The sequence below is a fragment of the Klebsiella sp. HMSC16C06 genome, from assembly GCF_001808325.1.
GTDB classification, from domain to species: Bacteria; Pseudomonadota; Gammaproteobacteria; order Enterobacterales; family Enterobacteriaceae; genus Klebsiella; species Klebsiella variicola.
Genome location: NZ_KV792989.1, coordinates 114,063 through 135,885, shown reverse-complemented (window position 1 = coordinate 135,885; position 21,823 = coordinate 114,063). Strand labels below are relative to the sequence as shown.

The window sequence follows — 21,823 nt, the reverse complement described above, 5'->3', positions numbered from 1 at the left end:
GCGCAGCGACGGCTCCGGTTGGGCGACACCTTGCCCAACCGGTTTCAGTATATTCCTGGAATTGCCCACAGGGCTGCGGGAGCAGGGAAAACACGATAAACTAACACTTCTTCCCATTTTTGTGAGCCTGCTCAAAATCTGTTGATGCCTGTGTCCTTCCGTTTGTTGCCAACGTTGACCTTTCTCCTGCTGCTGCCGGGCGTTCCCGTCTGGGCGCTGACCGCCAGCGACACCACTCGCCCCGCGCCAGCGCAAGATCCGCTGCCCGATATGGGGATTGCTCCCCAGGTCGATGACGACGCCCGGCACTTTGCTGAGGTGGCGAAGAAGTTTGGCGAGGCCAGCATGAGCGATAACGGCCTGACGGCGGGCGAGCAGGCGCAGCTGTTCGCCATCAGTAAAATCGGCAATGAAGTGAGCCATCAGCTGGAGAGCTGGCTCTCGCCGTGGGGCAACGCCAATGTCGACCTGCTGGTCGATAAAGAGGGCAAATTCACCGGCAGTAAAGGGAGCTGGTTCGTGCCGTTGCAGGATAACGACCGTTACCTGACGTGGAACCAGTATTCGGTGACCCGGCGCGAGAACGATCTGGTGGGCAACATCGGGCTTGGTCAGCGCTGGCGGGTCGGCGGCTGGCTGCTGGGCTATAACTCGTTTTACGACAAAGTGTTGAGCGAAAGCCTGGCGCGCGGCAGCGTCGGCGCGGAGGCGTGGGGAGAATATCTTCGCCTGTCGGCAAACTATTACCATCCGCTGGGCGACTGGCAACTGCGCGATAATCAGACTCAGGAGCAGCGGATGGCCGCGGGGTATGACGTCACCGCCCAGGCGCGGCTACCGTTCTACCAGCACATTAATACCAGCGTCAGCGTCGAACAGTACTTCGGCGATAGCGTCGATCTTTTTCACACCGGTACCGGCTACCATAACCCGGTAGCCGTCTCCGTTGGGCTCAATTACACCCCGGTCCCGCTGGTCACCGTTACCGCTAAGCATAAGCAGGGGGAAAATGGTGTCAGCCAGAACAATGTGGGCCTGAAGCTAAACTATCGCTTTGGCGTCCCCCTTAAGCAGCAGCTGGCCGCAGACGAGGTAGCGATCAGCAATTCGCTGCGCGGGAGCCGCTTCGATAGTCCGGAGCGGGATAATCTGCCGGTGGTGGAGTATCGTCAGCGCAAAAATCTGACGGTCTATCTGGCCACGCCGCCCTGGGATCTGCAGTCCGGGGAGACGGTGCAGTTGAAGCTGCAGATCCATAGTCTGCATGGCATCAAGGCGCTGCACTGGCAGGGTGACACCCAGGCCCTCAGCCTGACGCCGCCGGTGGATGCCAGCAGCGCGGATGGCTGGAGCGTGATCATGCCGGTGTGGAACAGTGAACCGGGCGCCGCGAACCGCTGGCGCCTGTCGGTGGTGGTGGAGGATAAACAGGGGCAGCGCGTCTCCTCCAATGAGATCGCTCTGGCGCTGACCGAGCCGCTGGTCAAGTTCACCACGCCTGGCGTCTCCTGGACGGACTCGCCTTAGAAAATTCGCTCCTGGTGGACCCATACCGCGGCTTCCACCCGGGATTTGAGCTTCATTTTCTTCAGCATGTGCTTCACGTGTACTTTGACGGTGCTTTCGGTGATATCCAGGCGACGGGCGATCATTTTGTTCGGTAGTCCCTGGGCGATCAGCTTGAGGATGTCGCGCTCGCGCGGGGTCAACTGGCTGATGTCGCGATCGGAGGTGGCGCGGTTGGCGCGCAGGCTGGCGGCCAGCACCGGGGTTAACGCTTCGCTTAATACCATCTCTCCGGCGGCGGCCTGCTGCAGCGCTTTCAGCAGATCTTCCGGCTCCATATCTTTCAGCAGATAGCCATCGGCGCCGCGCTTCAGGGCGGTGACAACGTCCTCTTCATGGTTGGAGACGCTAAAGACCACCACCCGGCCAGAAAGCGATTTCTCACGCAGTTTGTCCAGCGTTTCCAGGCCATTCATGCCCGGCATATTGAGGTCGAGCAGGATCAGGTCCGGATCCAGCGATTCCGCCAGCTCGATACCTTGCGCGCCATTGCTGGCCTCGCCAATCACCTGGATGTCCGGCGCCATGCTGATCAACTGTTTCACGCCGGTGCGCAGCATCGGATGGTCGTCAATGAGAAGGATGGTTGCCCGTTCCTGTTGACTCATGGGGGTCTCCTTATTGGATGGAAAACGTTTTTTCCGGGATAAACGTGACGATCACTTCGGTTCCGCCGGTTTCCCGGCGTCGTACCTGACAGTCACCGCGCAAGCTCTGGGCGCGATCCCGCATAATAATTAAACCGTAATGGTTACTCCGCTCGGCGTGATCCGGCACGCCGCGGCCGTTATCCGCCACCACCAGACGGACCTGATTATCGCGTTGTGACACCGTCACGGTCACTTCCGTCGCGCTGGCATGCTTCAGGGCGTTGCTTAACGCTTCGCGGGCGATCTGCAGCAGGTGAATGGCCTGATGCGACGGTACAAAGCGCGGCGGAAGCTGATAATCAAGCTGTACCGTAAAGCCGAAGTGGGCGCTGTACTCCTGACAGCTGGCCTCCAGCGCCGGGCGCAGTCCCGGCTCGGTCAGCTGCAGGCGGAAGGTGGTTAACAGCTCGCGCAGCTGGGCCCAGGAGGTATTCAGCTCGTTGCGTATCTGCCCCAGCAGCTGGCGGCTCTCCGCCGGTAAGGCGTCGCCCTGCATCTGCAGACAGCTGACCTGCATCTTCATACAGGACAGCGACTGGGCGATGGAGTCGTGCAGCTCGCGGGCGATAGTGGCCCGCTCTTCCATGACGATCAACTGCTGCTGTTTCTCCTGATGGCGGTCCAGCGCCAGGGTACTGGTCAGTTGTTCCACCAGAGTGTCCACCAGCTGCTGCTGGTCGTGGCTGAGATGGCGGCCAACCGGCAGCGTCGCCAGCAGAATGCCGTACTGATTATGCGCATCCGACAGCCGCCACTTCAGCGTTGTTCCGCCATCCGGCAGCGGCGGCAGATTGCGTGGACAGAGGTAGCAGCCTTTATCATCACACTCATCATCCGAGTGGCAGGTAAACTCCTGGTGATTATCTTCGTCTTCCAGGTCGTAAACCCGTACCTCGATATCGCGCAGCAGCGTCAGCCCCTGCAGGCCATTCAGTACCGGTGAAATCCGCTCGCAGAGCGGGGCGCTGGCATGCAGCCGGCGATTGGCCTGCCATAAGAAAGCAAGGATCTCGTTCTTCTGTTCCAGCCCGGCGGTCTTCTCCTGCACCCGCCGCTCAAGCACCGCGTAGCTTTCCGCCAGCTCTTCCGACATGTTATTCAGCGCCATGCCGAGGGTCGCCATTTCGTTACGCCCGCTGATGTGCGCCCGCTGGGTGAAATCGCGCTGGCTGACCGCCCGCGCCATGCCCAGCAGCTGTTTCCACGGCCGCAGCAGGCGCGCGCGTAACCAGATGATGGTAAAAATCAGCAGCAGCGCCATACCAATGGCGAGAATGCGATGGATCCAGACTACCCGCTCGATACGCTGCTCGGTGGTGTGGTCGAATGCGGTGACCAGCTGGTCGATACGATCGACAAAGTCGGCGACATCCTGAGCCACTTCCGCCTGGTTAATCGCACGCTGCATGCCGGGGGCCAGCGCCTGCTGCCAGTATTGCTGCAGCGCTTTTAACTGTTGTTCCTGGCCGTCGCGGCGGGCGGAATTTTGCAGCTCGGGGCTGAAGACGGTGGCGGTCATGTCCGACACCAGCTTTTGATCGTTTTCATTCAGCGGGATCGCCGCCAGCAGCCGGTAGCTTTGCATACGCAATGAACCGGCCTTGTTAATCGCGTGGGCGCTGCCCTGGACGCCGTTCACCAGACGCGCGGAGATCGCCATGCCGGCGACGCCAATAATGGTGGCGAGCAGCACGATTAACGCCAGTTGATTGACCAGCGTCAGCGGAGTAAAAAGACGTTTTAACATGGAATGCGTGGCTCCTGACCGGTGATCTCTCCGGGAGTGGCGCTTATTCTCGGCTATCCCCTGGAGTATACCCATACCCCTAAAGAGTTACTCCTTAATTGTCGGTGGTAGGCGCTATTGGGGGTGGGGTTATACGCAACCCGGCAGCCGCGTGAAAAACCACACTTTTTTCCTCACCTTTCTCTACTCACTTCGGAGCATGGTTTATTTTTGCACAAATTAGTGCGCGCTTTTCCTTTGATTTATATCAACTTACCGCCCCGGGCAACCCCTAAGGTAGCGGCAGGAAATATGAATAATCAGAGGTATCTATGAGTCAATCTTCCCTACCGGAGAAGGCTAACCGCTCGGTCATTACCGACTGGCGCCCTGAAGATCCTGAATTCTGGCAACAGCGCGGTCACCGTGTGGCGAGCCGTAATCTATGGATCTCCGTTCCCTGTCTGTTACTGGCGTTCTGCGTATGGATGTTGTTCAGCGCCGTCGCCGTTAATCTCAACAAAGTGGGCTTTCAGTTTACGACCGATCAGCTGTTTATGCTGACCGCGCTGCCGGCGCTGTCTGGCGCCTTATTGCGCGTGCCTTACGCTTTCATGGTGCCGCTGTTCGGCGGCCGTCGCTGGACGGCGTTCAGCACCGGGATCATGATTATTCCGTGCGTCTGGCTGGGCTTTGCGGTCCAGGATACTTCCACGCCGTTTAGCGTCTTCGTGATTATCTCGCTGCTGTGCGGCTTCGCCGGGGCCAACTTTGCCTCCAGTATGGCTAACATCAGCTTCTTCTTCCCGAAAGCGAAGCAGGGCGGGGCGCTCGGCGTCAATGGCGGCCTTGGTAATATGGGCGTCAGCGTGATGCAGCTGGTCGCGCCGCTGGTGGTGTCGGTCTCAGTGTTTGCCTTTTTTGGCGGGACCGGCAGCGAGCAGCCGGACGGCTCAATGCTGTATCTGGAAAACGCCGCGTGGATCTGGGTACCTTTCCTGATTATTTTCACTCTGGCGGCGTGGTTCTTTATGAACGACCTGTCGGCTTCTAAAGCCTCGCTGAGCGAACAGCTGCCGGTGCTCAAACGCCTGCACCTGTGGATCATGGCGCTGCTCTATCTGGCGACCTTCGGCTCCTTCATCGGATTCTCCGCCGGCTTCGCCATGCTGTCGAAAACCCAGTTCCCGGACGTGCAGATCCTGCACTACGCCTTCTTCGGCCCCTTTATTGGCGCGCTGGCGCGTTCGATGGGCGGGGCGATTTCCGACCGCCTCGGCGGGACCCGTGTGACGCTGGTTAACTTTGTGGTGATGGCTGTCTTCTGCGCGCTGCTGTTCCTGACCCTGCCGACCAACGGCCAGGGCGGCAACTTCATCGCCTTCTTCGCGGTGTTCATGGTGCTGTTCCTGACCGCCGGGCTGGGGAGCGCCTCCACCTTCCAGATGATCTCCGTGATTTTCCGTAAGCTGACCATGGACCGCGTGAAGGCCCAGGGCGGCAGCGAAGCGCAAGCGATGCGCGAGGCGGCGACCGATACTGCGGCGGCGCTGGGCTTTATCTCCGCCATTGGCGCCATCGGCGGCTTCTTTATCCCGAAAGCGTTCGGTATCTCGCTGGATCTGACCGGTTCGCCGGCCGGCGCGATGAAAATCTTCCTGATCTTCTATATCGCCTGCGTGATCATCACCTGGGCGGTATACGGCCGTAAGCGTCAGTAATCCGCCGCGTTCATCATGAAGTTTGAAAAGGCGCGCTCCCAGGGCGGCGCCTTTTTTTACGTTACTCGTTAGTTACAACATACTAATGGATGATTTGATTCATATTGGCCACAGAGCCGGGAAGGGACGGCTTGCCAGCGAAACGGCTCTACCCCTTAATACCTCCTTTGTTAACAAATCCTTCCATGATGACGGCTTTTTAGGAAAAAGAGCTTATAAAACATAAAATTAAAAAATAGTATATCATACCACCTTGGTGGTAATCGCGGTTTCCCTCCGCTTTAGCAAGCCAGTCCGGATTGATCGCCATCAATTCTCGCCCTCTTTCATAGCGTTACCTTCGCTGCAAATCCAGCAATGTCGATTTATCAGAGAGCCGTCAGGCTCCATATCAGGAGAAACCCGATGAGTAAATTCCTGGACCGGTTTCGCTACTTCAAACAGAAGGGTGAAACCTTTGCCGATGGGCACGGCCAGCTTCTAAACACCAACCGGGACTGGGAGGATGGATACCGTCAACGTTGGCAGCATGACAAAATTGTGCGTTCCACTCACGGTGTCAACTGCACCGGCTCATGCAGCTGGAAGATTTATGTGAAAAACGGTCTGGTGACCTGGGAAACGCAGCAGACTGACTACCCGCGCACCCGTCCGGACCTGCCGAACCACGAACCACGCGGTTGCCCGCGCGGCGCCAGCTACTCCTGGTATTTGTACAGCGCGAACCGCCTGAAATACCCGCTGATGCGTAAACGTCTGATGAAGATGTGGCGGGAAGCGAAAGTTCAGCATAGCGATCCGGTTGAGGCATGGGCCTCGATTATTGAAGACGCCGACAAAGCCAAAAGCTTTAAACAGGCTCGCGGTCGCGGCGGGTTTGTCCGCTCCTCCTGGCAGGAAGTGAATGAGCTGATTGCCGCCTCCAACGTCTATACCGTCAAAACTTACGGTCCGGACCGCGTGGCCGGTTTCTCGCCGATCCCGGCGATGTCGATGGTTTCCTACGCCTCCGGCGCCCGTTATCTGTCGCTGATCGGCGGCACCTGCCTGAGCTTCTACGACTGGTACTGCGACCTGCCGCCAGCTTCGCCGATGACCTGGGGCGAACAGACCGACGTCCCCGAATCGGCGGACTGGTATAACTCCAGCTATATTATCGCCTGGGGCTCCAACGTGCCGCAGACCCGTACCCCGGATGCCCACTTCTTTACCGAAGTCCGCTACAAAGGCACCAAAACCGTGGCGATCACCCCGGACTACGCCGAAATCGCCAAACTCTGCGATCTGTGGCTGGCGCCGAAGCAGGGTACCGATGCCGCGATGGCGCTGGCGATGGGCCATGTGATGCTGCGCGAGTTCCATCTCGATAAACCGAGCCAGTACTTCACCGATTATGTGCGCCGCTATACCGATATGCCGATGCTGGTGATGCTCGAGGAGCGCGACGGTTATTATGCCGCTGGCCGTACGCTGCGCGCCTCCGACCTCGTGGATTCCCTTGGTCAGGAGAACAATCCGGAATGGAAAACCGTCGCCTTTGACGAGAAGGGCGACATGACCGTACCGAACGGTTCCCTCGGATTCCGCTGGGGCGACAAAGGCAAATGGAACCTCGAACAGCGCGACGGTAAAACTGGCGAAGAGATTGAACTGCGTCTGAGCCTGCTGGGCAGCCATGACGAGGTCGCGAGTGTCGGCTTCCCGTACTTCGGCGGCGAAGGTTCTGAGCACTTCAATAAAGTCGACCTCGAAAATATTCTGCTGCACAAACTGCCGGCCAAACGCCTGCAGTTGGCCGACGGCTCCACCGCTTTGGTGACCACCGTTTACGATCTGACCATGGCCAACTATGGCCTGGAACGCGGTCTGAACGATGAAAACTGCGCCACCGGCTACGATGACATGAAAGCCTACACCCCGGCCTGGGCGGAGAAGATCACCGGCGTCTCCCGCGCGCACATCATCCGCACTGCACGCGAATTTGCTGATAACGCCGATAAGACCCATGGTCGCTCGATGATTATCGTCGGGGCGGGCCTCAACCACTGGTTCCACCTCGACATGAACTACCGCGGCCTGATCAATATGCTGGTCTTCTGCGGCTGCGTCGGTCAGAGCGGCGGCGGTTGGGCGCACTATGTGGGCCAGGAAAAACTGCGTCCGCAGACCGGCTGGCAGCCGCTGGCGTTCGCCCTTGACTGGCAGCGTCCGGCACGTCACATGAACAGTACCTCGTACTTCTATAACCACTCCAGCCAGTGGCGCTATGAAACCGTGACCGCGCAGGAACTGCTGTCGCCGATGGCGGATAAATCCCGTTACAGCGGCCACCTGATCGACTTTAACGTGCGCGCAGAGCGCATGGGCTGGCTGCCGTCTGCGCCGCAGTTAGGGGTGAACCCGCTGCGTATCGCTGATGAAGCGAAAAAAGCCGGCATGACCCCGGTGGATTACACCGTGAAGTCGTTGAAAGAGGGCTCGATTCGCTTTGCGGCCGAGCAGCCGGAAAACGGCAAAAACCACCCGCGTAACCTGTTTATCTGGCGCTCCAACCTGCTGGGCTCCTCCGGTAAAGGCCATGAGTATATGCTCAAGTACCTGCTGGGTACCGAGAACGGCATTCAGGGCAAAGACCTCGGCAAGCAGGGCGGCGTGAAACCGGAAGAAGTCGAATGGCGGGATAACGGCCTCGACGGCAAACTGGATCTGGTGGTGACCCTCGATTTCCGTCTGTCGAGCACCTGTCTCTACTCCGACATCGTGCTGCCGACCGCCACCTGGTACGAAAAAGACGACATGAATACCTCGGATATGCACCCGTCTATTCACCCGCTGTCGGCCGCCGTTGACCCGGCCTGGGAATCGAAGAGCGACTGGGATATCTATAAAGGTATCGCGAAGAAATTCTCTGAAGTCTGCGTCGGCCACCTCGGCAAAGAAACCGACGTCGTCACGCTGCCGATCCAGCACGACTCCGCCGCGGAAATGGCGCAGCCGCTGGATGTCAAAGACTGGAAAAAAGGCGAATGCGATCTCATCCCGGGGAAAACCGCGCCGCATATTATTCCGGTTGAGCGTGATTACCCGGCGACTTACGAACGTTTCACCTCGATCGGTCCGCTGCTGGAAACCATCGGCAACGGCGGGAAAGGCATCGCCTGGAACACCCAGAGCGAGATGGACCTGCTGCGTAAGCTCAACTACACCAAGGCGGAAGGCCCGGCGAAAGGCCAGCCGAAGCTGGAAACGGCCATCGACGCCGCGGAAATGATCCTCACCCTGGCGCCGGAAACCAACGGTCAGGTGGCGGTGAAGGCGTGGAAAGCGCTGAGCGAGATCACCGGTCGCGAGCACGCGCACCTGGCGCTGAACAAAGAAGACGAGAAGATCCGCTTCCGCGATATTCAGGCGCAGCCGCGGAAGATTATCTCCAGCCCGACCTGGTCTGGCCTGGAAGATGAACATGTCTCCTATAACGCTGGGTATACCAACGTTCACGAGCTGATCCCGTGGCGGACGCTGTCCGGTCGTCAGTCGCTGTATCAGGATCATCAGTGGATGCGCGACTTTGGCGAAAGCCTGCTGGTCTATCGTCCGCCGATCGACACCCGTTCGGTGAAAGCGGTGATGGGCGAGAAGTCCAACGGCAACCCGGAGAAGGCGCTGAACTTCCTGACCCCGCACCAGAAATGGGGTATCCACTCGACCTACAGCGATAACCTGCTGATGCTGACCCTGTCGCGCGGCGGGCCGATCGTCTGGATGAGCGAAGCGGATGCGAAAGATCTGGGTATCGAAGATAACGACTGGATTGAAGTGTTTAACGCCAACGGCGCCCTGACGGCGCGCGCGGTGGTGAGCCAGCGTGTACCGGCCGGGATGACCATGATGTATCACGCGCAGGAACGCATCGTGAACCTGCCGGGATCTGAAATCACCGGTCAGCGCGGGGGGATCCACAACTCCGTCACCCGCATTACGCCAAAACCGACCCACATGATCGGCGGCTACGGCCACCTGGCCTATGGCTTTAACTACTACGGTACCGTCGGCTCCAACCGCGATGAGTTTGTAGTGGTACGTAAGATGAAGAACATTAACTGGTTAGACGGCGAAGGCAACGACCAGGTACAGGAGAGCGTAAAATGAAAATTCGTTCACAAGTCGGCATGGTGCTGAATCTCGATAAGTGCATCGGCTGCCATACCTGTTCGGTGACCTGTAAAAACGTCTGGACCAGCCGGGAAGGGATGGAATACGCCTGGTTCAACAACGTGGAGAGCAAACCTGGCGTTGGCTTCCCGAACGACTGGGAAAACCAGGAAAAATGGAAGGGCGGCTGGATCCGCAAAATCAACGGTAAACTGCAGCCGCGCATGGGCAACCGCGCGATGCTGCTGGGTAAAATCTTCGCCAACCCGCATCTGCCGGGGATCGATGATTACTACGAGCCGTTTGATTATGACTACCAGAATCTGCACAACGCGCCGGAAAGCAAGCATCAGCCGATCGCTCGTCCGCGCTCGCTGATCACCGGCCAGCGGATGGACAAGATCACCAGCGGTCCGAACTGGGAAGAGATCCTCGGCGGCGAGTTCGAAAAACGCGCCAAAGATCAGAACTTCGACAACATGCAGAAGGCGATGTACGGTCAGTTCGAAAACACCTTCATGATGTATCTGCCGCGCTTGTGCGAGCACTGCCTGAACCCGGCCTGCGTCGCGACCTGCCCGAGCGGCGCCATCTATAAGCGCGAAGAAGACGGCATCGTACTGATCGACCAGGACAAGTGCCGCGGCTGGCGGATGTGTATCACCGGCTGTCCGTACAAGAAGATCTATTTCAACTGGAAGAGCGGGAAATCCGAGAAATGCATCTTCTGCTACCCGCGTATTGAATCCGGAATGCCGACGGTGTGCTCCGAAACCTGCGTGGGCCGTATCCGCTATCTCGGCGTCCTGCTGTATGACGCAGATGCGATTGAAAACGCCGCCAGCACCGAGAACGAGAAAGATCTGTATCAGCGCCAGCTGGATGTGTTCCTCGATCCAAACGATCCAAAAGTAATTGAACAGGCGTTAAAAGATGGCGTACCGCAGGGGGTCATTGAGGCTGCGCAGCAGTCGCCGGTCTACAAAATGGCGATGGACTGGAAGCTGGCCCTGCCGCTGCACCCGGAATATCGCACCCTGCCAATGGTCTGGTACGTGCCGCCTCTGTCGCCAATTCAGTCGGCTGCGGACGCTGGCGAATTGGGTAGCAACGGTATTCTGCCGGACGTGGAAAGCCTGCGTATTCCGGTGCAATACCTGGCGAACCTGCTGACCGCAGGCGATACCCAGCCGGTCCTGCTGGCCCTGAAACGCATGCTGGCGATGCGCCACTATAAGCGTGCGGAAACCGTTGACGGCGTCGTCGATACCCGCGCGCTGGAAGCGGTGGGGCTGAGCGAAGCGCAGGCCCAGGAGATGTACCGCTATCTGGCGATCGCTAACTACGAAGATCGTTTCGTGGTGCCGAGCAGCCACCGTGAACAGGCGCGAGAAGCGTTTCCGGAGAAAAACGGCTGCGGCTTCAGCTTTGGCGATGGCTGCCACGGCTCGGACAGCCAGTTCAACCTGTTCAACAGCCGTCGCATCGACGCTATCGACGTGACCAGCAAAACGGAGCCGCACGCATGATTGAACTCGTGATTATGTCGCGTCTGCTCGAATACCCTGACGCTGCCTTATGGCAGCATCAGCAGGAGATGTTCGAGGCGCTCGCGTCATCAGAGAAACTCAGCAAAGAGGATGCCCACGCGCTGGGCGTTTTCCTGCGCGATTTAGTGGCTCAGGATCCGCTGGACGCCCAGTCGGCCTATAGCGAATTGTTTGACCGCGGCCGCGCCACCTCGCTGCTGCTGTTTGAACATGTCTACGGCGAATCCCGCGATCGCGGACAGGCGATGGTGGATCTGATGGCGCAGTATGAGCGCCACGGTCTGCTGCTTGACAGCCACGAGCTGCCGGATCATCTGCCGCTGTATCTGGAGTATCTGGCGCAACTGCCGGAAGAGGAAGCGCTCGGCGGCCTGCGGGACGTTGCGCCGATCCTCGGCCTGCTCAGCGCGCGCCTGCAGCAGCGCGAAAGTCGCTATTCGGTGCTGTTCGAGCTGTTGCTGAAGCTGGCCAATACCCAGGTCGACAGTCAGAAGGTGGCGGAGAAGATTGCCGACGAGGCGCGCGACGATACGCCGCAGGCGCTGGATGCGGTCTGGGAAGAAGAACAGGTCAAATTCTTTGCCGACCAGGGCTGCGGCGAGTCGGAAATTTCCGCTCACCAGCGTCGTTTTGCCGGAGCCGTAGCCCCGCAATATCTGAATATCTCTAACGGAGGACAGCAATAATGCACTTCCTGAATATGTTCTTCTTTGACATTTATCCGTACATTGCGGGCTCGGTGTTTCTGATCGGCAGCTGGCTGCGCTATGACTATGGCCAGTACACCTGGCGCGCCGCCTCCAGCCAGATGCTGGACCGTAAGGGGATGAACCTGGCGTCGAACCTGTTCCATATCGGCATCCTGGGTATTTTCGCCGGCCACTTCCTCGGCATGCTGACCCCGCACTGGATGTATGAGTCCTTTCTGCCGATCGACGTCAAGCAGAAGATGGCGATGATCGCCGGCGGCGCCTGCGGCGTGATGACCCTGGTGGGCGGGTTACTGCTGCTCAAGCGTCGTCTGCTCAGCCCGCGCGTTCGCGCCACCACCACCGGAGCGGATATTCTGATCCTCTCCTTGCTGATGGTGCAGTGTGCGCTCGGCCTGCTGACGATCCCATTCTCAGCCCAGCATATGGACGGCAGTGAAATGATGAAGCTGGTTGGCTGGGCGCAGTCGGTGGTGACGTTCCACGGCGGCGCGTCACAGCATCTGGATGGCGTGGCATTTATTTTCCGCGTTCATCTGGTGCTGGGCATGACCCTGTTCCTGCTGTTCCCGTTCTCCCGTCTGGTTCATATCTGGAGCGCGCCGGTCGAATACCTGACGCGCAAATACCAGATTGTCCGCGCCCGTCGCTAACTGGCCCGCGATTGCTCACTGACCCCGCCGCGGCGGGGTTTTTTTTCGCCCCAGCCGAGGTTATTCCCTGCGGCGGCAAACAGAATAAGCATCCCGCCAATCAACTGCACAGGGGTCAACGCATGGTGGAAGACCAGATAGTCGACCACCATTGCCACCAGCGGATAAATAAAGGAGAGCGAACCGGTAATGGGCGTCGGCAGTTTCTGTATCGCGCTATATAAAAGCTGATACATGATCCCGGTATGGACGATGCCGAGGATCAGCAGATAGCGCCAGGGGAAGCTGGCCGTCCATTCGGGGGCATGCACCAGCGGCAGCAGCATCACGACGCCAACGAGCACCTGAATAAAGGCGATATGCTGCGCGGGGAGCGGATGCAGTTTGCGCGCGATAATGGCGGTCAGGGCATAGAAGAATGCCGCGCCCAGCGCCAGCAAAACGCCGGTGGTAAGCCCCTCTCCATGCGCAGACGTCAGCTCGCTTGACAACAGGATCACTACGCCGCCAAAGGCCAGCAGTAGCCATCCCCATTTCACGGCGCTGACCCGTTCCCCCAGCACCATCCCCATCAGTACCAGCATAAACGGCTGGGTGTTATAGACCACGGTGGCCATACCGATTGAGATCCGCGAATAGGCGGCAAACAGCAGCAACCAGTTGACGACCAGCGCCGCGCCGCCAATCACTGCCAGAGCGAGAGTGAAACGCGTTAGCCGGCTGAAGGGCTGGCCGCTTAACACGATAAACACCAGCAAGGTTAGCGCGCCAATCAGGCAGCGCCAGAACACCACATCCATCACCGGCAAACCAGAGAGCAGCACGAACGCGCCGATCGAGCCGGAGATTATCATTGCCAGGCTCATTTGCCAGACGCCGCGGGTAAGTTGCATTTTTCACCTCCATCATTTTTCAGTTATTGTGCGAAAAACCCTGACAGGGTGATATGGCTGAATTAAGGTAGAAAGACGCGAATGCCTTTTATAATTAGGTGAAAAACATGAATGACGTACTTGATGAAATTGACCGGGCCATCCTCACTTGCCTGACTCAGGATGCCAGAGTCTCGCTAAAGGTATTGAGCGCGCGAGTAGGGCTGACCTCACCGAGCACGGCCGAGCGGGTGAAGCGCCTGGAGGCGCGGGGCGTCATTCAGGGCTATGGGGCGCGGGTGAATCTCGCCGCGCTGGGCTACAGCCTCCAGGCGCTGGTGCGGGTCCGGCCGCTGCCTGGGCTGCTGCAGAAAGTGGATAAATATATCCAGGCGATGCCGGAATGCATTGAAAGTGACAAAGTGACCGGGGAAGATTGTTTCGTGATGCGCCTCGTGGTGCGCGATATTGCCCAGCTGGATACCCTGCTGGACGGTCTGGCCGAGTATGCGCAGTGTAACACCTCGGTGGTGAAAAGCTCGCCGGTAAAAAGGCGTTTGCCACCGCTGTGAGTTTCCCGGAGGCGGTGCTGCGCACCTGTCCGGGCTACCAGACGGCGCCACCTGTAGCCTCGCGAGCGAGGGGGTAGCAAAACAGTGCTTGTAGCCTCGCTAAGCGAAGCGCGAGCGAGGAGAGAGCAGAACAGTGTGTAGCCTCGCTAAGCGAAGCGCGAGCGAGCAGGTAGCAGTACAGGTGGTTGCAGAGAGCGCGAGAATAGAGGGGGAAGGATAACTCGTCGCTATCGTTCCTCGCCCTTCGGGCCGTTGCCTGCGGCAACGTTCTCTCGCTGGCGCTCGAGTCGAACCTTGGTCGAAGCTTCTCATCCTTCCCGGTAGGGCAGAATCTAGAATATCGTAGAGTAATTGGATTGCGGTGTTTTTAAGAGGATGGTGGTGGGGGAAGGATAACTCGTCGCTATCGCTCCTCGCCCTTCGGGCCGTTGCCTGCGGCAACGTTCTCTCGCTGGCGCTCGAGTCGAACCTTGGTCGAAGCTTCTCATCCTTCCCCGTAGGGTAGAATATAAAATATCGTAGAGTAATTGGATTGCGGTGTTTTTTAAGAGAATGGTGGTGGGGGAAGGATAACTCGTCGCTATCGCTCCTCGCCCTTCGGGCCGTTGCCTGCGGCAACGTTCTCTCGCTGGCGCTCGAGTCGAACCTTGGTCGAAGCTTCTCATCCTTCCCCGTAGGGTAGAATATAAAATATCGTAGGTTGATTAAGCTGGGCATGACATGGGGAGATGGTGGTGGGGGAAGGATTCGAACCTTCGAAGTCGATGACGGCAGATTTACAGTCTGCTCCCTTTGGCCGCTCGGGAACCCCACCAGGGGTAAAATCACATTGTAGGCTATTCAGCAAAATGAATGGTGGTGGGGGAAGGATAACTCGTCGCTATCGCTCCTCGCCCTTCGGGCCGTTGCCTGCGGCAACGTTCTCTCGCTGGCGCTCGAGTCGAACCTTAGTCGAAGGTTCTTACCCTTCCCGCAAAGTGCAAACATCGTTTACGCTTGTCGCGGAAACCATATCACTGTAGTGAATAATGGTGGTGGGGGAAGGATTCGAACCTTCGAAGTCGATGACGGCAGATTTACAGTCTGCTCCCTTTGGCCGCTCGGGAACCCCACCACGGGGTAATGCTTGGTACTGGCCTGCTTCCTTCTCGGGAAGCGGGGCGCATCATACCAAATGATGCGCCCCTGTAAAGCATTCGTTTGACAAAAATAAACTGGTTGCCTGATTTTTACGCGTAACGCCGTAAAGCTAACCAATTCATTTCTCAGTCGATTAAAGAATAATCGTCCGGTTACCGTAAACGAAGACGCGCTGCGCCAGTACCTGATACAGCGCCCGGCTCAAGACGTTTTTTTCGACATCGCGGCCAGCGCGCATCATATCTTCTGCAGTATAGGTATGATCGACATGAATCACGTCCTGCATGATGATTGGGCCTTCATCCAGATTGTCATTCACATAGTGGGCGGTGGCGCCAATGATCTTCACGCCGCGCTCATAGGCCTGATGATAAGGACGGGCGCCGATAAACGCCGGCAAAAATGAATGGTGAATATTGATGATTTTGTTCGGGAAGCGGGCGACAAACTCCGGGGTGAGGACGCGCATATACTTGGCCAGTACCACGTAATCCGGCTCATGTGCCGCAATGGCATCCCCCATCTGCTTGTCGTGTTCTTCGCGGCTTAACCCTTCGTGGCTGACCAGCTCAAACGGAATACCAAAACGCTCCACCAGCGGGCGCAGCGTGTCATGGTTGCCGATAACCGCGGCGATATCGACATCCAGTCCGCCGTAGTTGGCTTTCATCAGCAGATCGCCGAGGCAGTGCGCCTCTTTGGTCACCAGAATGACCACCCGGCGACGGCCTGCCGGATTCAGTTCGCGGATGGAACCTTCCGGTAGGGCGCTATCCAGATCGGCCAGCAGAATAGCGTCGTTAAAAATGCCCTCCAGTTCGGTGCGCATAAAGAAACGACCGGTACGGTGGTCAACAAATTCATTGTTCTGCACAATGTTAAGTTCGTGTTTGTAGCAGATATTGGTGATACGCGCGATGAGGCCTTTCTGATCAGGGCAAATAGTGCGTAGTACTTTACGTTGTAATGAATGCATCGCGAGGAAAATCCTGTAGTGTTTGCAAGCGCTACGGCAGCGTTACTGGCCGCAGCATTTTTTAAATTTTTTACCTGAGCCGCAAGGGCAGGGGTCATTACGACCAATCAGCGGTCGTGTCCCGTCGATATAGTACCACTGTCCATTTTCTTTTAAGAATCTGGAACGTTCAATAATGGCGCCCGGACGGTTATTGTCATTAAAGCGGGCGACAAAGCTGACAAAGCCTTCATTTGGGACTCGCCCTTCATCACTGGCGAACAGGGTTAAACCCAGCCACTCGGTCTGGCTGAACCCCTTCTCCAGCTCGGCGCGAAACGTCTGCGCCTGACAGGACGGATGCCAGGTTTTGATCAGATAGTCGGCATCTTTCATGACGAACGCGCTATAGCGGGAGCGCATAAGCTGTGACGGGCCTGGCGCAAGCTCTGCGCCGGACAGATATCGCTGGCAACATGAGCTATACTCCAGTGCGCTGCCACAGGGGCATAATTGCGACAAAACTGCCTCCATGGAAGAAAGAATTACGGCGCTTCAACGCCAAAGGTGTTTATGTTAACTGAGCCGTGACAATGTTGCCACGCTCAGAGTGGAAGGATAGTTATCAGTAATAATGAGAAAGCTTAAAATTGGTCTGGCGTTAGGGGCGGGAGCTGCCCGAGGATGGTCGCACATTGGCGTCATCAACGCCCTCCGTCGGGCTGGTATCGAGATTGATATCGTCGCGGGGTGTTCTATCGGTTCGCTGGTAGGGGCGGCGTATGCCTGCAACCGGCTCCCGGCGCTCGAGTCATGGATCTGCTCATTCAGCAACTGGGATGTCCTGAAGCTGATGGACCTCTCCTGGCGACGTGGGGGCCTGCTGCGCGGTGAAAAGGTATTCAATCATTACCGTCGTATTATGCCGGTGACCGATATCGAACGCTGCGAGCGTCGGTTTGCTGCCGTCGCGACCAATTTAAGTACCGGCCGGGAACTGTGGTTTACTGAAGGCGATCTGCATTTAGCCGTTCGAGCCTCCTGCAGCATGCCTGGACTGATGGCGCCGGTGAGGCATAATGGTTACTGGCTGGTCGATGGCGCAGTGGTCAACCCGGTTCCCGTGTCGCTGACGCGGGCAATGGGGGCCGATATCGTGATTGCCGTTGACCTGCAACATGATGCCCATCTCATGCAGCAAGATTTATTTTCCCTCGAAACGCCGCGGCCGGAAGCTGAAGAGAAGGAGGGCCCATGGCATACTCGTCTGCGCGCGCGATTGACGCAAATGAGCTCCCGTCGTACGGCCGTGACGCCGACGGCGATGGAGATCATGACCACGTCTATCCAGGTTCTGGAGAACCGTCTTAAACGCAACCGCATGGCGGGTGACCCGCCGGATATCCTGCTGCAGCCATACTGTCCGCAAGTGTCGACGCTCGACTTCCATCGCGCAGGAGAGGCGATTGCCGCGGGCCAATTGGCCGTGGAAAAGAAAATGGATGAACTATTACCCTTAGTGCGTACAGCGGTTTGACGTACAAGTACCTGACTTAAGTAAAATCTGACAGGCGATAGTGAGAATAGCGTGCCACTATTGAATTATCGTCAGCCAGGGGAGATATCATGACGCAGCCATTGGCGGGAAAACAGATTCTGATAGTTGAAGACGAACCCGTTTTCCGCTCACTCTTGCATGGATGGCTGGCCTCGCTGGGAGCAACGACCTGGCTGGCGGAAGATGGCATGGATGCCCTGCATAAAATGACCGAGGTACGTCCGGACCTGATGATTTGCGACATTTCAATGCCGAGAATGAACGGTCTGGAACTGGTCGAGACGCTGCGTAACCGCGGCGAGCAGCTACCGATTCTGATGATTTCCGCCACCGAAAATATGGCGGATATTGCCAAAGCGTTACGGCTGGGCGTCCAGGATGTGCTGTTAAAACCAGTGAAAGATTTCGATCGCCTGCGTGAGACCGTTTATGCCTGCCTGTATCCCGCGATGTTTAGTTCACGTGTGGAAGAGGAAGAGCGTTTATTTGAGGACTGGGACGCGCTGGTCAGTAATCCGACCGCCGCATCGAGACTGCTGCAGGAGCTACAGCCTCCGGTGCAACAGGAAATGTCACATTGCCGCATTCATTATCGACAGCTGGTATCGGCGGATAAGCCGGGGCTGGTGCTCGATATTGCGCCGCTCTCGGAAAATGATTTGGCTTTCTATTGTCTGGATGTCACACGAGCAGGGGATAATGGCGTGCTGGCGGCTTTATTACTGCGCGCGCTATTCAATAGCCTGCTGCAAGAGCAACTGGCGCATCAGGGGCAACGGCTACCTGAAATGGGGAGTCTGTTAAAACAGGTCAATCAGTTACTCCGCCAGGCGAATCTTCCCGGTCAGTTCCCTTTGCTGGTGGGTTATTACCACAGTGGACTGAAAAATTTAATTCTGGTGTCCGCAGGGCTCAATGGCACGTTGAATACTGGTGAGCATCAAATTCAGATAAGTAATGGCGTTCCTTTAGGGACGCTGGGCGATGCCTATCTTAACCAAATTAGCCAGCGCTGCGCCTCATGGCAGTGCCAAATTTGGGGGGCCGGGGGGCGTTTACGCTTAATGTTGTCTGCGGAATGAGCAATTGCGTTAATATCTAAGCAGACGGCATTACCTGCAGCCCTATACTGGTGGTACCATCGAGCAGTTTTATGCGTAAAAGTCCTAATTCGAGGCTATCGGAACCTTTTCAGACCAGTGAATACGCGGTTGACTGATATACTCGACACGTTATTTGTAACGAGAAGTTTAAAAAACAAACAGTCCAGGAGATTTCAATGGCTGCCCTTAATTCTAAAGTCAAAAAAGCGGTTATCCCGGTAGCGGGATTAGGCACCAGGATGCTGCCTGCCACCAAAGCAATTCCAAAAGAAATGCTGCCGCTGGTAGATAAGCCGTTAATTCAGTACGTTGTTAATGAATGTATCGCTGCAGGAATTACTGAAATTGTTCTGGTAACGCACTCATCGAAAAACTCTATCGAAAACCATTTCGATACCAGTTTTGAGCTGGAAGCGATGCTGGAAAAACGTGTAAAACGCCAGCTTCTGGAAGAAGTGCAGTCTATTTGCCCGCCGCACGTGACAATTATGCAAGTTCGTCAGGGCCTGGCGAAAGGCCTTGGTCACGCCGTGCTGTGCGCCCATCCGGTAGTGGGTGATGAGCCGGTAGCGGTTATTCTGCCAGACGTTATTCTGGATGAATTTGAGTCCGATCTGAGCCGTGATAACCTTGCGGAGATGATCTCTCGTTTTGATGAGACTGGCGCCAGCCAGATTATGGTTGAGCCTGTCGAGGATGTGACCGCGTATGGCGTGGTCGATTGCAAAGGCGAATCCCTGAAGCCGGGCGAAAGCGTGCCGATGGTGGGCGTGGTCGAGAAGCCAAAAGCTGACGTTGCGCCGTCCAACCTGGCGGTAGTGGGGCGCTATGTCCTCAGCGCAGATATTTGGCCGCTGCTGGCGAAGACCCCTCCGGGCGCCGGTGATGAAATTCAGCTGACTGACGCGATTGATATGCTGATCGAGAAAGAAACGGTTGAAGCTTATCATATGAAAGGCAAGAGCCATGACTGCGGCAATAAGCTTGGCTACATGCAGGCGTTTGTCGAATATGGTATTCGTCACAAGACGCTTGGTGACGATTTTAAAGCCTGGCTGGAAACCGCGGTGACGAAGTAATCCGCAGCGCGATTAAAAGCCAGAAACCGGGAGCGCGTCAGCGACTCCCGGTTTTGTTTATCGAGCCTGAGGGCAAAAAAAATCCCGCCGGAGCGGGATTTTTAATATTGCGACAACGGAGATTAGATCAGGAAATCGTCCAGTGATTTACCTTGTTCGTCCATTGCTTTTTTGATCACCGCAGGAGTACGGCCCTGGCCAGTCCAGGTTTTGGTTTCGCCGTTTTCGTCTACATAGCTATATTTAGCCGGACGTGCAGCACGCTTAGTTTTGGTACCGGCTTTAACGGCAGCCATAGTGCTCAGCAGTTCATTCGGGTCAATACCGTCAGCAATCAGCATTTCACGGTATTGCTGCAGCTTACGCGTACGCTCTTCAATTTCTGCTGCGGCGGCGTTTTCTTCTTCACGGCGCTCGTTAACAACGACTTCTAATTTTTCCAGCATTTCTTCGAGCGTTTCAAGGGTGCATTCTCTTGCCTGCGCACGAAGAGTACGGATGTTGTTCAAAATTTTAAGTGCTTCGCTCATTGTAGTAATCTCAAACTTATATTGTGGGGTGGTTTGTTGAACTAATAATAGAGCGATAAAATGCGTTGTGCAATAGGGGAGAATGTAAGGAATTCAAAATTACTGGTTATTTGTCGCGGGAATTAATTAATTTAAGTTAAAATTCTCGTGCCGCTTCACATCTTTGCTCCTTATAGCCATGAGCAGGGGGCCAGCTAAAACACTGAGACCATATGCTTTTTCTGAGGTTCAGTGAGAAAAATTATCCTTTGCATGGGTAAATAACCCTCGTCAGTATTAGCGCATTTTTGGTTACGCGCCTTAATATAAAACAACCCGCAAGCCCGCTTATAGTGCATGGATACTGGTCCTATAAGCACGAAAAGACAATGGTTACCTCACCGATAGCGTAACGGGGCGTACAAATAATGGCCCTGTAAATTCAATTCATCCACGTCACCCTTTCCGTTTCCATGCCCTTCAGCGCTGCGACAATACCCCTGCGGAAAGGGCGGCTGTACGCATAAAATATGGTACAATCGCCGCCGCGATAAAACACTTTGATTGGGGTCACGCAGCCGATGGCACAACTTTATTTCTACTACTCTGCAATGAATGCAGGTAAGTCGACCGCTCTGTTGCAATCTTCGTACAATTACCAGGAGCGGGGGATGCGTACCATCGTTTATACCGCTGAGATAGATGACCGCTTCGGTGCTGGAAAAGTCAGCTCGCGTATCGGCCTCTCCTCGCCGGCCCGGTTGTATAATCCGCAGACGTCGCTATTTAACGATATTGCGGCAGAGCACAAGCTTAAGCCGATTCACTGCGTGCTGGTGGATGAAAGCCAGTTTCTGACGCGCGAACAGGTTCATGAGCTGTCCGAAGTTGTCGATACACTGGATATTCCGGTGCTGTGCTATGGACTGCGGACGGATTTTCGCGGCGAGCTCTTTACCGGTAGCCAGTATTTGCTGGCATGGTCCGATAAACTGGTGGAGCTGAAAACCATTTGCTTCTGCGGCCGTAAGGCGAGCATGGTGCTACGTCTCGATCAAGAGGGGCGACCTTATAATGAAGGCGAGCAGGTTGTCATCGGCGGCAATGAGCGGTATGTGTCCGTCTGTCGTAAGCATTATAAAGAGGCGCTGAGCGTGGGTTCTTTAACCCAGGTACAAAACCAGCGTTATTCCTGCTGAGTTGCTCAGAAGCTCATACAGGCGCCTGTGGGCGCCTTTTTTATACTCTGGAAGGCTGGAGCTCGGGATTGGCTGACAAGCAGGCATAAAAAAGCCCCGTCATCTGAC

At 56.5% G+C, this 21,823-nt stretch carries 18 protein-coding genes, 2 tRNA genes and 4 other RNA genes; 11 read left to right on the top strand and 13 right to left on the bottom strand.

What is annotated here, in order from left to right; translation table 11 throughout:
• Positions 1 to 144: 144 nt before the first annotated feature.
• Positions 145 to 1,527 carry a YchO/YchP family invasin gene (locus HMPREF3142_RS07220; protein ID WP_008804400.1) on the top strand — a complete coding sequence of 461 codons (1,383 nt, stop codon included), beginning with the start codon at positions 145 to 147 and terminating at the stop codon, positions 1,525 to 1,527.
• Here the strand turns inward: HMPREF3142_RS07220 and narL are convergent.
• Entirely contained in the window at positions 1,524 to 2,174 is a 651-nt protein-coding gene (narL, locus tag HMPREF3142_RS07215) for a two-component system response regulator NarL (protein ID WP_002910198.1), read from the bottom strand. The two genes, HMPREF3142_RS07220 and narL, sit on opposite strands and share 4 nt — an antisense overlap.
• Positions 2,175 to 2,184: 10 nt before the next feature.
• Positions 2,185 to 3,963, bottom strand: coding sequence for a nitrate/nitrite two-component system sensor histidine kinase NarX (gene narX, locus HMPREF3142_RS07210; protein WP_012541350.1), 1,779 nt, complete (start codon positions 3,961 to 3,963; stop codon positions 2,185 to 2,187).
• Positions 3,964 to 4,274: 311 nt separating this feature from the next.
• On the opposite strand from narX, the gene HMPREF3142_RS07205 reads away from it, so the two are divergent.
• From HMPREF3142_RS07205 to narI, 5 genes are all read left to right on the top strand, one after another.
• Positions 4,275 to 5,663 carry a NarK family nitrate/nitrite MFS transporter gene (locus tag HMPREF3142_RS07205; RefSeq protein WP_032733224.1) on the top strand — a complete coding sequence of 463 codons (1,389 nt, stop codon included), beginning with the start codon at positions 4,275 to 4,277 and terminating at the stop codon, positions 5,661 to 5,663.
• Between the two features lie 405 nt (positions 5,664 to 6,068).
• The gene (locus HMPREF3142_RS07200; RefSeq protein WP_070611912.1) at positions 6,069 to 9,812 is read left to right on the top strand and encodes a nitrate reductase subunit alpha; all 3,744 of its coding nucleotides are present in this window, start codon (positions 6,069 to 6,071) and stop codon (positions 9,810 to 9,812) included.
• Positions 9,809 to 11,344: a nitrate reductase subunit beta gene (narH, locus tag HMPREF3142_RS07195; RefSeq protein WP_032735940.1), complete on the top strand. Its 1,536-nt coding sequence runs from the start codon at positions 9,809 to 9,811 to the stop codon at positions 11,342 to 11,344. The genes HMPREF3142_RS07200 and narH overlap by 4 nt, the downstream gene beginning before the upstream one ends.
• Positions 11,341 to 12,051 carry a nitrate reductase molybdenum cofactor assembly chaperone gene (gene narJ, locus HMPREF3142_RS07190; RefSeq protein WP_070611910.1) on the top strand — a complete coding sequence of 237 codons (711 nt, stop codon included), beginning with the start codon at positions 11,341 to 11,343 and terminating at the stop codon, positions 12,049 to 12,051. The genes narH and narJ overlap by 4 nt, the downstream gene beginning before the upstream one ends.
• Complete coding sequence (gene narI / locus HMPREF3142_RS07185; protein ID WP_002910189.1) at positions 12,051 to 12,728, top strand: respiratory nitrate reductase subunit gamma; 678 nt, start codon at positions 12,051 to 12,053, stop codon at positions 12,726 to 12,728. Before narJ ends, narI begins: the two co-directional genes overlap by 1 nt.
• On the opposite strand, the gene HMPREF3142_RS07180 is transcribed toward narI, so the two are convergent.
• Entirely contained in the window at positions 12,725 to 13,621 is an 897-nt protein-coding gene (locus HMPREF3142_RS07180) for a DMT family transporter (protein ID WP_012541354.1), read from the bottom strand. The two genes, narI and HMPREF3142_RS07180, sit on opposite strands and share 4 nt — an antisense overlap.
• A gap of 107 nt (positions 13,622 to 13,728) precedes the next feature.
• Between HMPREF3142_RS07180 and HMPREF3142_RS07175 the strand changes: the two genes are divergently transcribed.
• Entirely contained in the window at positions 13,729 to 14,172 is a 444-nt protein-coding gene (locus tag HMPREF3142_RS07175) for an Lrp/AsnC family transcriptional regulator (RefSeq protein WP_070611925.1), read from the top strand.
• A gap of 200 nt (positions 14,173 to 14,372) precedes the next feature.
• Here HMPREF3142_RS07175 and HMPREF3142_RS07170 read toward each other — a convergent pair.
• The 8 genes from HMPREF3142_RS07170 to HMPREF3142_RS07135 form a co-directional block, all read right to left on the bottom strand.
• Positions 14,373 to 14,505, bottom strand: a non-coding RNA gene (locus tag HMPREF3142_RS07170) — RtT sRNA.
• 43 nt (positions 14,506 to 14,548) lie between these two features.
• Positions 14,549 to 14,681, bottom strand: a non-coding RNA gene (locus HMPREF3142_RS07165) — RtT sRNA.
• A 44-nt stretch (positions 14,682 to 14,725) separates the two neighbouring features.
• A non-coding RNA gene (locus HMPREF3142_RS07160) (RtT sRNA) lies at positions 14,726 to 14,858 on the bottom strand.
• A gap of 43 nt (positions 14,859 to 14,901) precedes the next feature.
• A tRNA-Tyr gene (locus tag HMPREF3142_RS07155) sits at positions 14,902 to 14,986 on the bottom strand.
• A gap of 39 nt (positions 14,987 to 15,025) precedes the next feature.
• Positions 15,026 to 15,158: non-coding RNA, RtT sRNA (locus HMPREF3142_RS07150), on the bottom strand.
• A gap of 43 nt (positions 15,159 to 15,201) precedes the next feature.
• A tRNA-Tyr gene (locus HMPREF3142_RS07145) sits at positions 15,202 to 15,286 on the bottom strand.
• Positions 15,287 to 15,445: 159 nt separating this feature from the next.
• Positions 15,446 to 16,288 (bottom strand): formyltetrahydrofolate deformylase, encoded by an 843-nt coding sequence (gene purU / locus HMPREF3142_RS07140; protein ID WP_004203178.1) that lies wholly within the window; start codon positions 16,286 to 16,288, stop codon positions 15,446 to 15,448.
• A 42-nt stretch (positions 16,289 to 16,330) separates the two neighbouring features.
• Positions 16,331 to 16,789 carry a YchJ family protein gene (locus HMPREF3142_RS07135; protein WP_008804406.1) on the bottom strand — a complete coding sequence of 153 codons (459 nt, stop codon included), beginning with the start codon at positions 16,787 to 16,789 and terminating at the stop codon, positions 16,331 to 16,333.
• 112 nt (positions 16,790 to 16,901) lie between these two features.
• Here HMPREF3142_RS07135 and rssA point away from each other — a divergent pair, with 112 nt between their 5' ends.
• From rssA to galU, 3 genes are all read left to right on the top strand, one after another.
• Positions 16,902 to 17,804 (top strand): patatin-like phospholipase RssA, encoded by a 903-nt coding sequence (gene rssA / locus HMPREF3142_RS07130; protein WP_008804407.1) that lies wholly within the window; start codon positions 16,902 to 16,904, stop codon positions 17,802 to 17,804.
• Positions 17,805 to 17,893: 89 nt separating this feature from the next.
• Positions 17,894 to 18,907, top strand: coding sequence for a two-component system response regulator RssB (gene rssB / locus HMPREF3142_RS07125; protein ID WP_008804408.1), 1,014 nt, complete (start codon positions 17,894 to 17,896; stop codon positions 18,905 to 18,907).
• A 197-nt stretch (positions 18,908 to 19,104) separates the two neighbouring features.
• A complete protein-coding gene (gene galU / locus HMPREF3142_RS07120; protein ID WP_070611908.1) occupies positions 19,105 to 20,007 on the top strand; it encodes a UTP--glucose-1-phosphate uridylyltransferase GalU in 903 nt (300 codons plus the stop codon).
• Between the two features lie 122 nt (positions 20,008 to 20,129).
• On the opposite strand, the gene hns is transcribed toward galU, so the two are convergent.
• Positions 20,130 to 20,537: a histone-like nucleoid-structuring protein H-NS gene (hns, locus tag HMPREF3142_RS07115; RefSeq protein ID WP_002910103.1), complete on the bottom strand. Its 408-nt coding sequence runs from the start codon at positions 20,535 to 20,537 to the stop codon at positions 20,130 to 20,132.
• 421 nt (positions 20,538 to 20,958) lie between these two features.
• Entirely contained in the window at positions 20,959 to 21,090 is a 132-nt protein-coding gene (locus HMPREF3142_RS29345) for a hypothetical protein (RefSeq protein ID WP_048271801.1), read from the bottom strand.
• 7 nt (positions 21,091 to 21,097) lie between these two features.
• On the opposite strand from HMPREF3142_RS29345, the gene tdk reads away from it, so the two are divergent.
• Positions 21,098 to 21,715 carry a thymidine kinase gene (gene tdk, locus HMPREF3142_RS07110; RefSeq protein WP_008804410.1) on the top strand — a complete coding sequence of 206 codons (618 nt, stop codon included), beginning with the start codon at positions 21,098 to 21,100 and terminating at the stop codon, positions 21,713 to 21,715.
• Positions 21,716 to 21,823 lie beyond the last annotated feature (108 nt).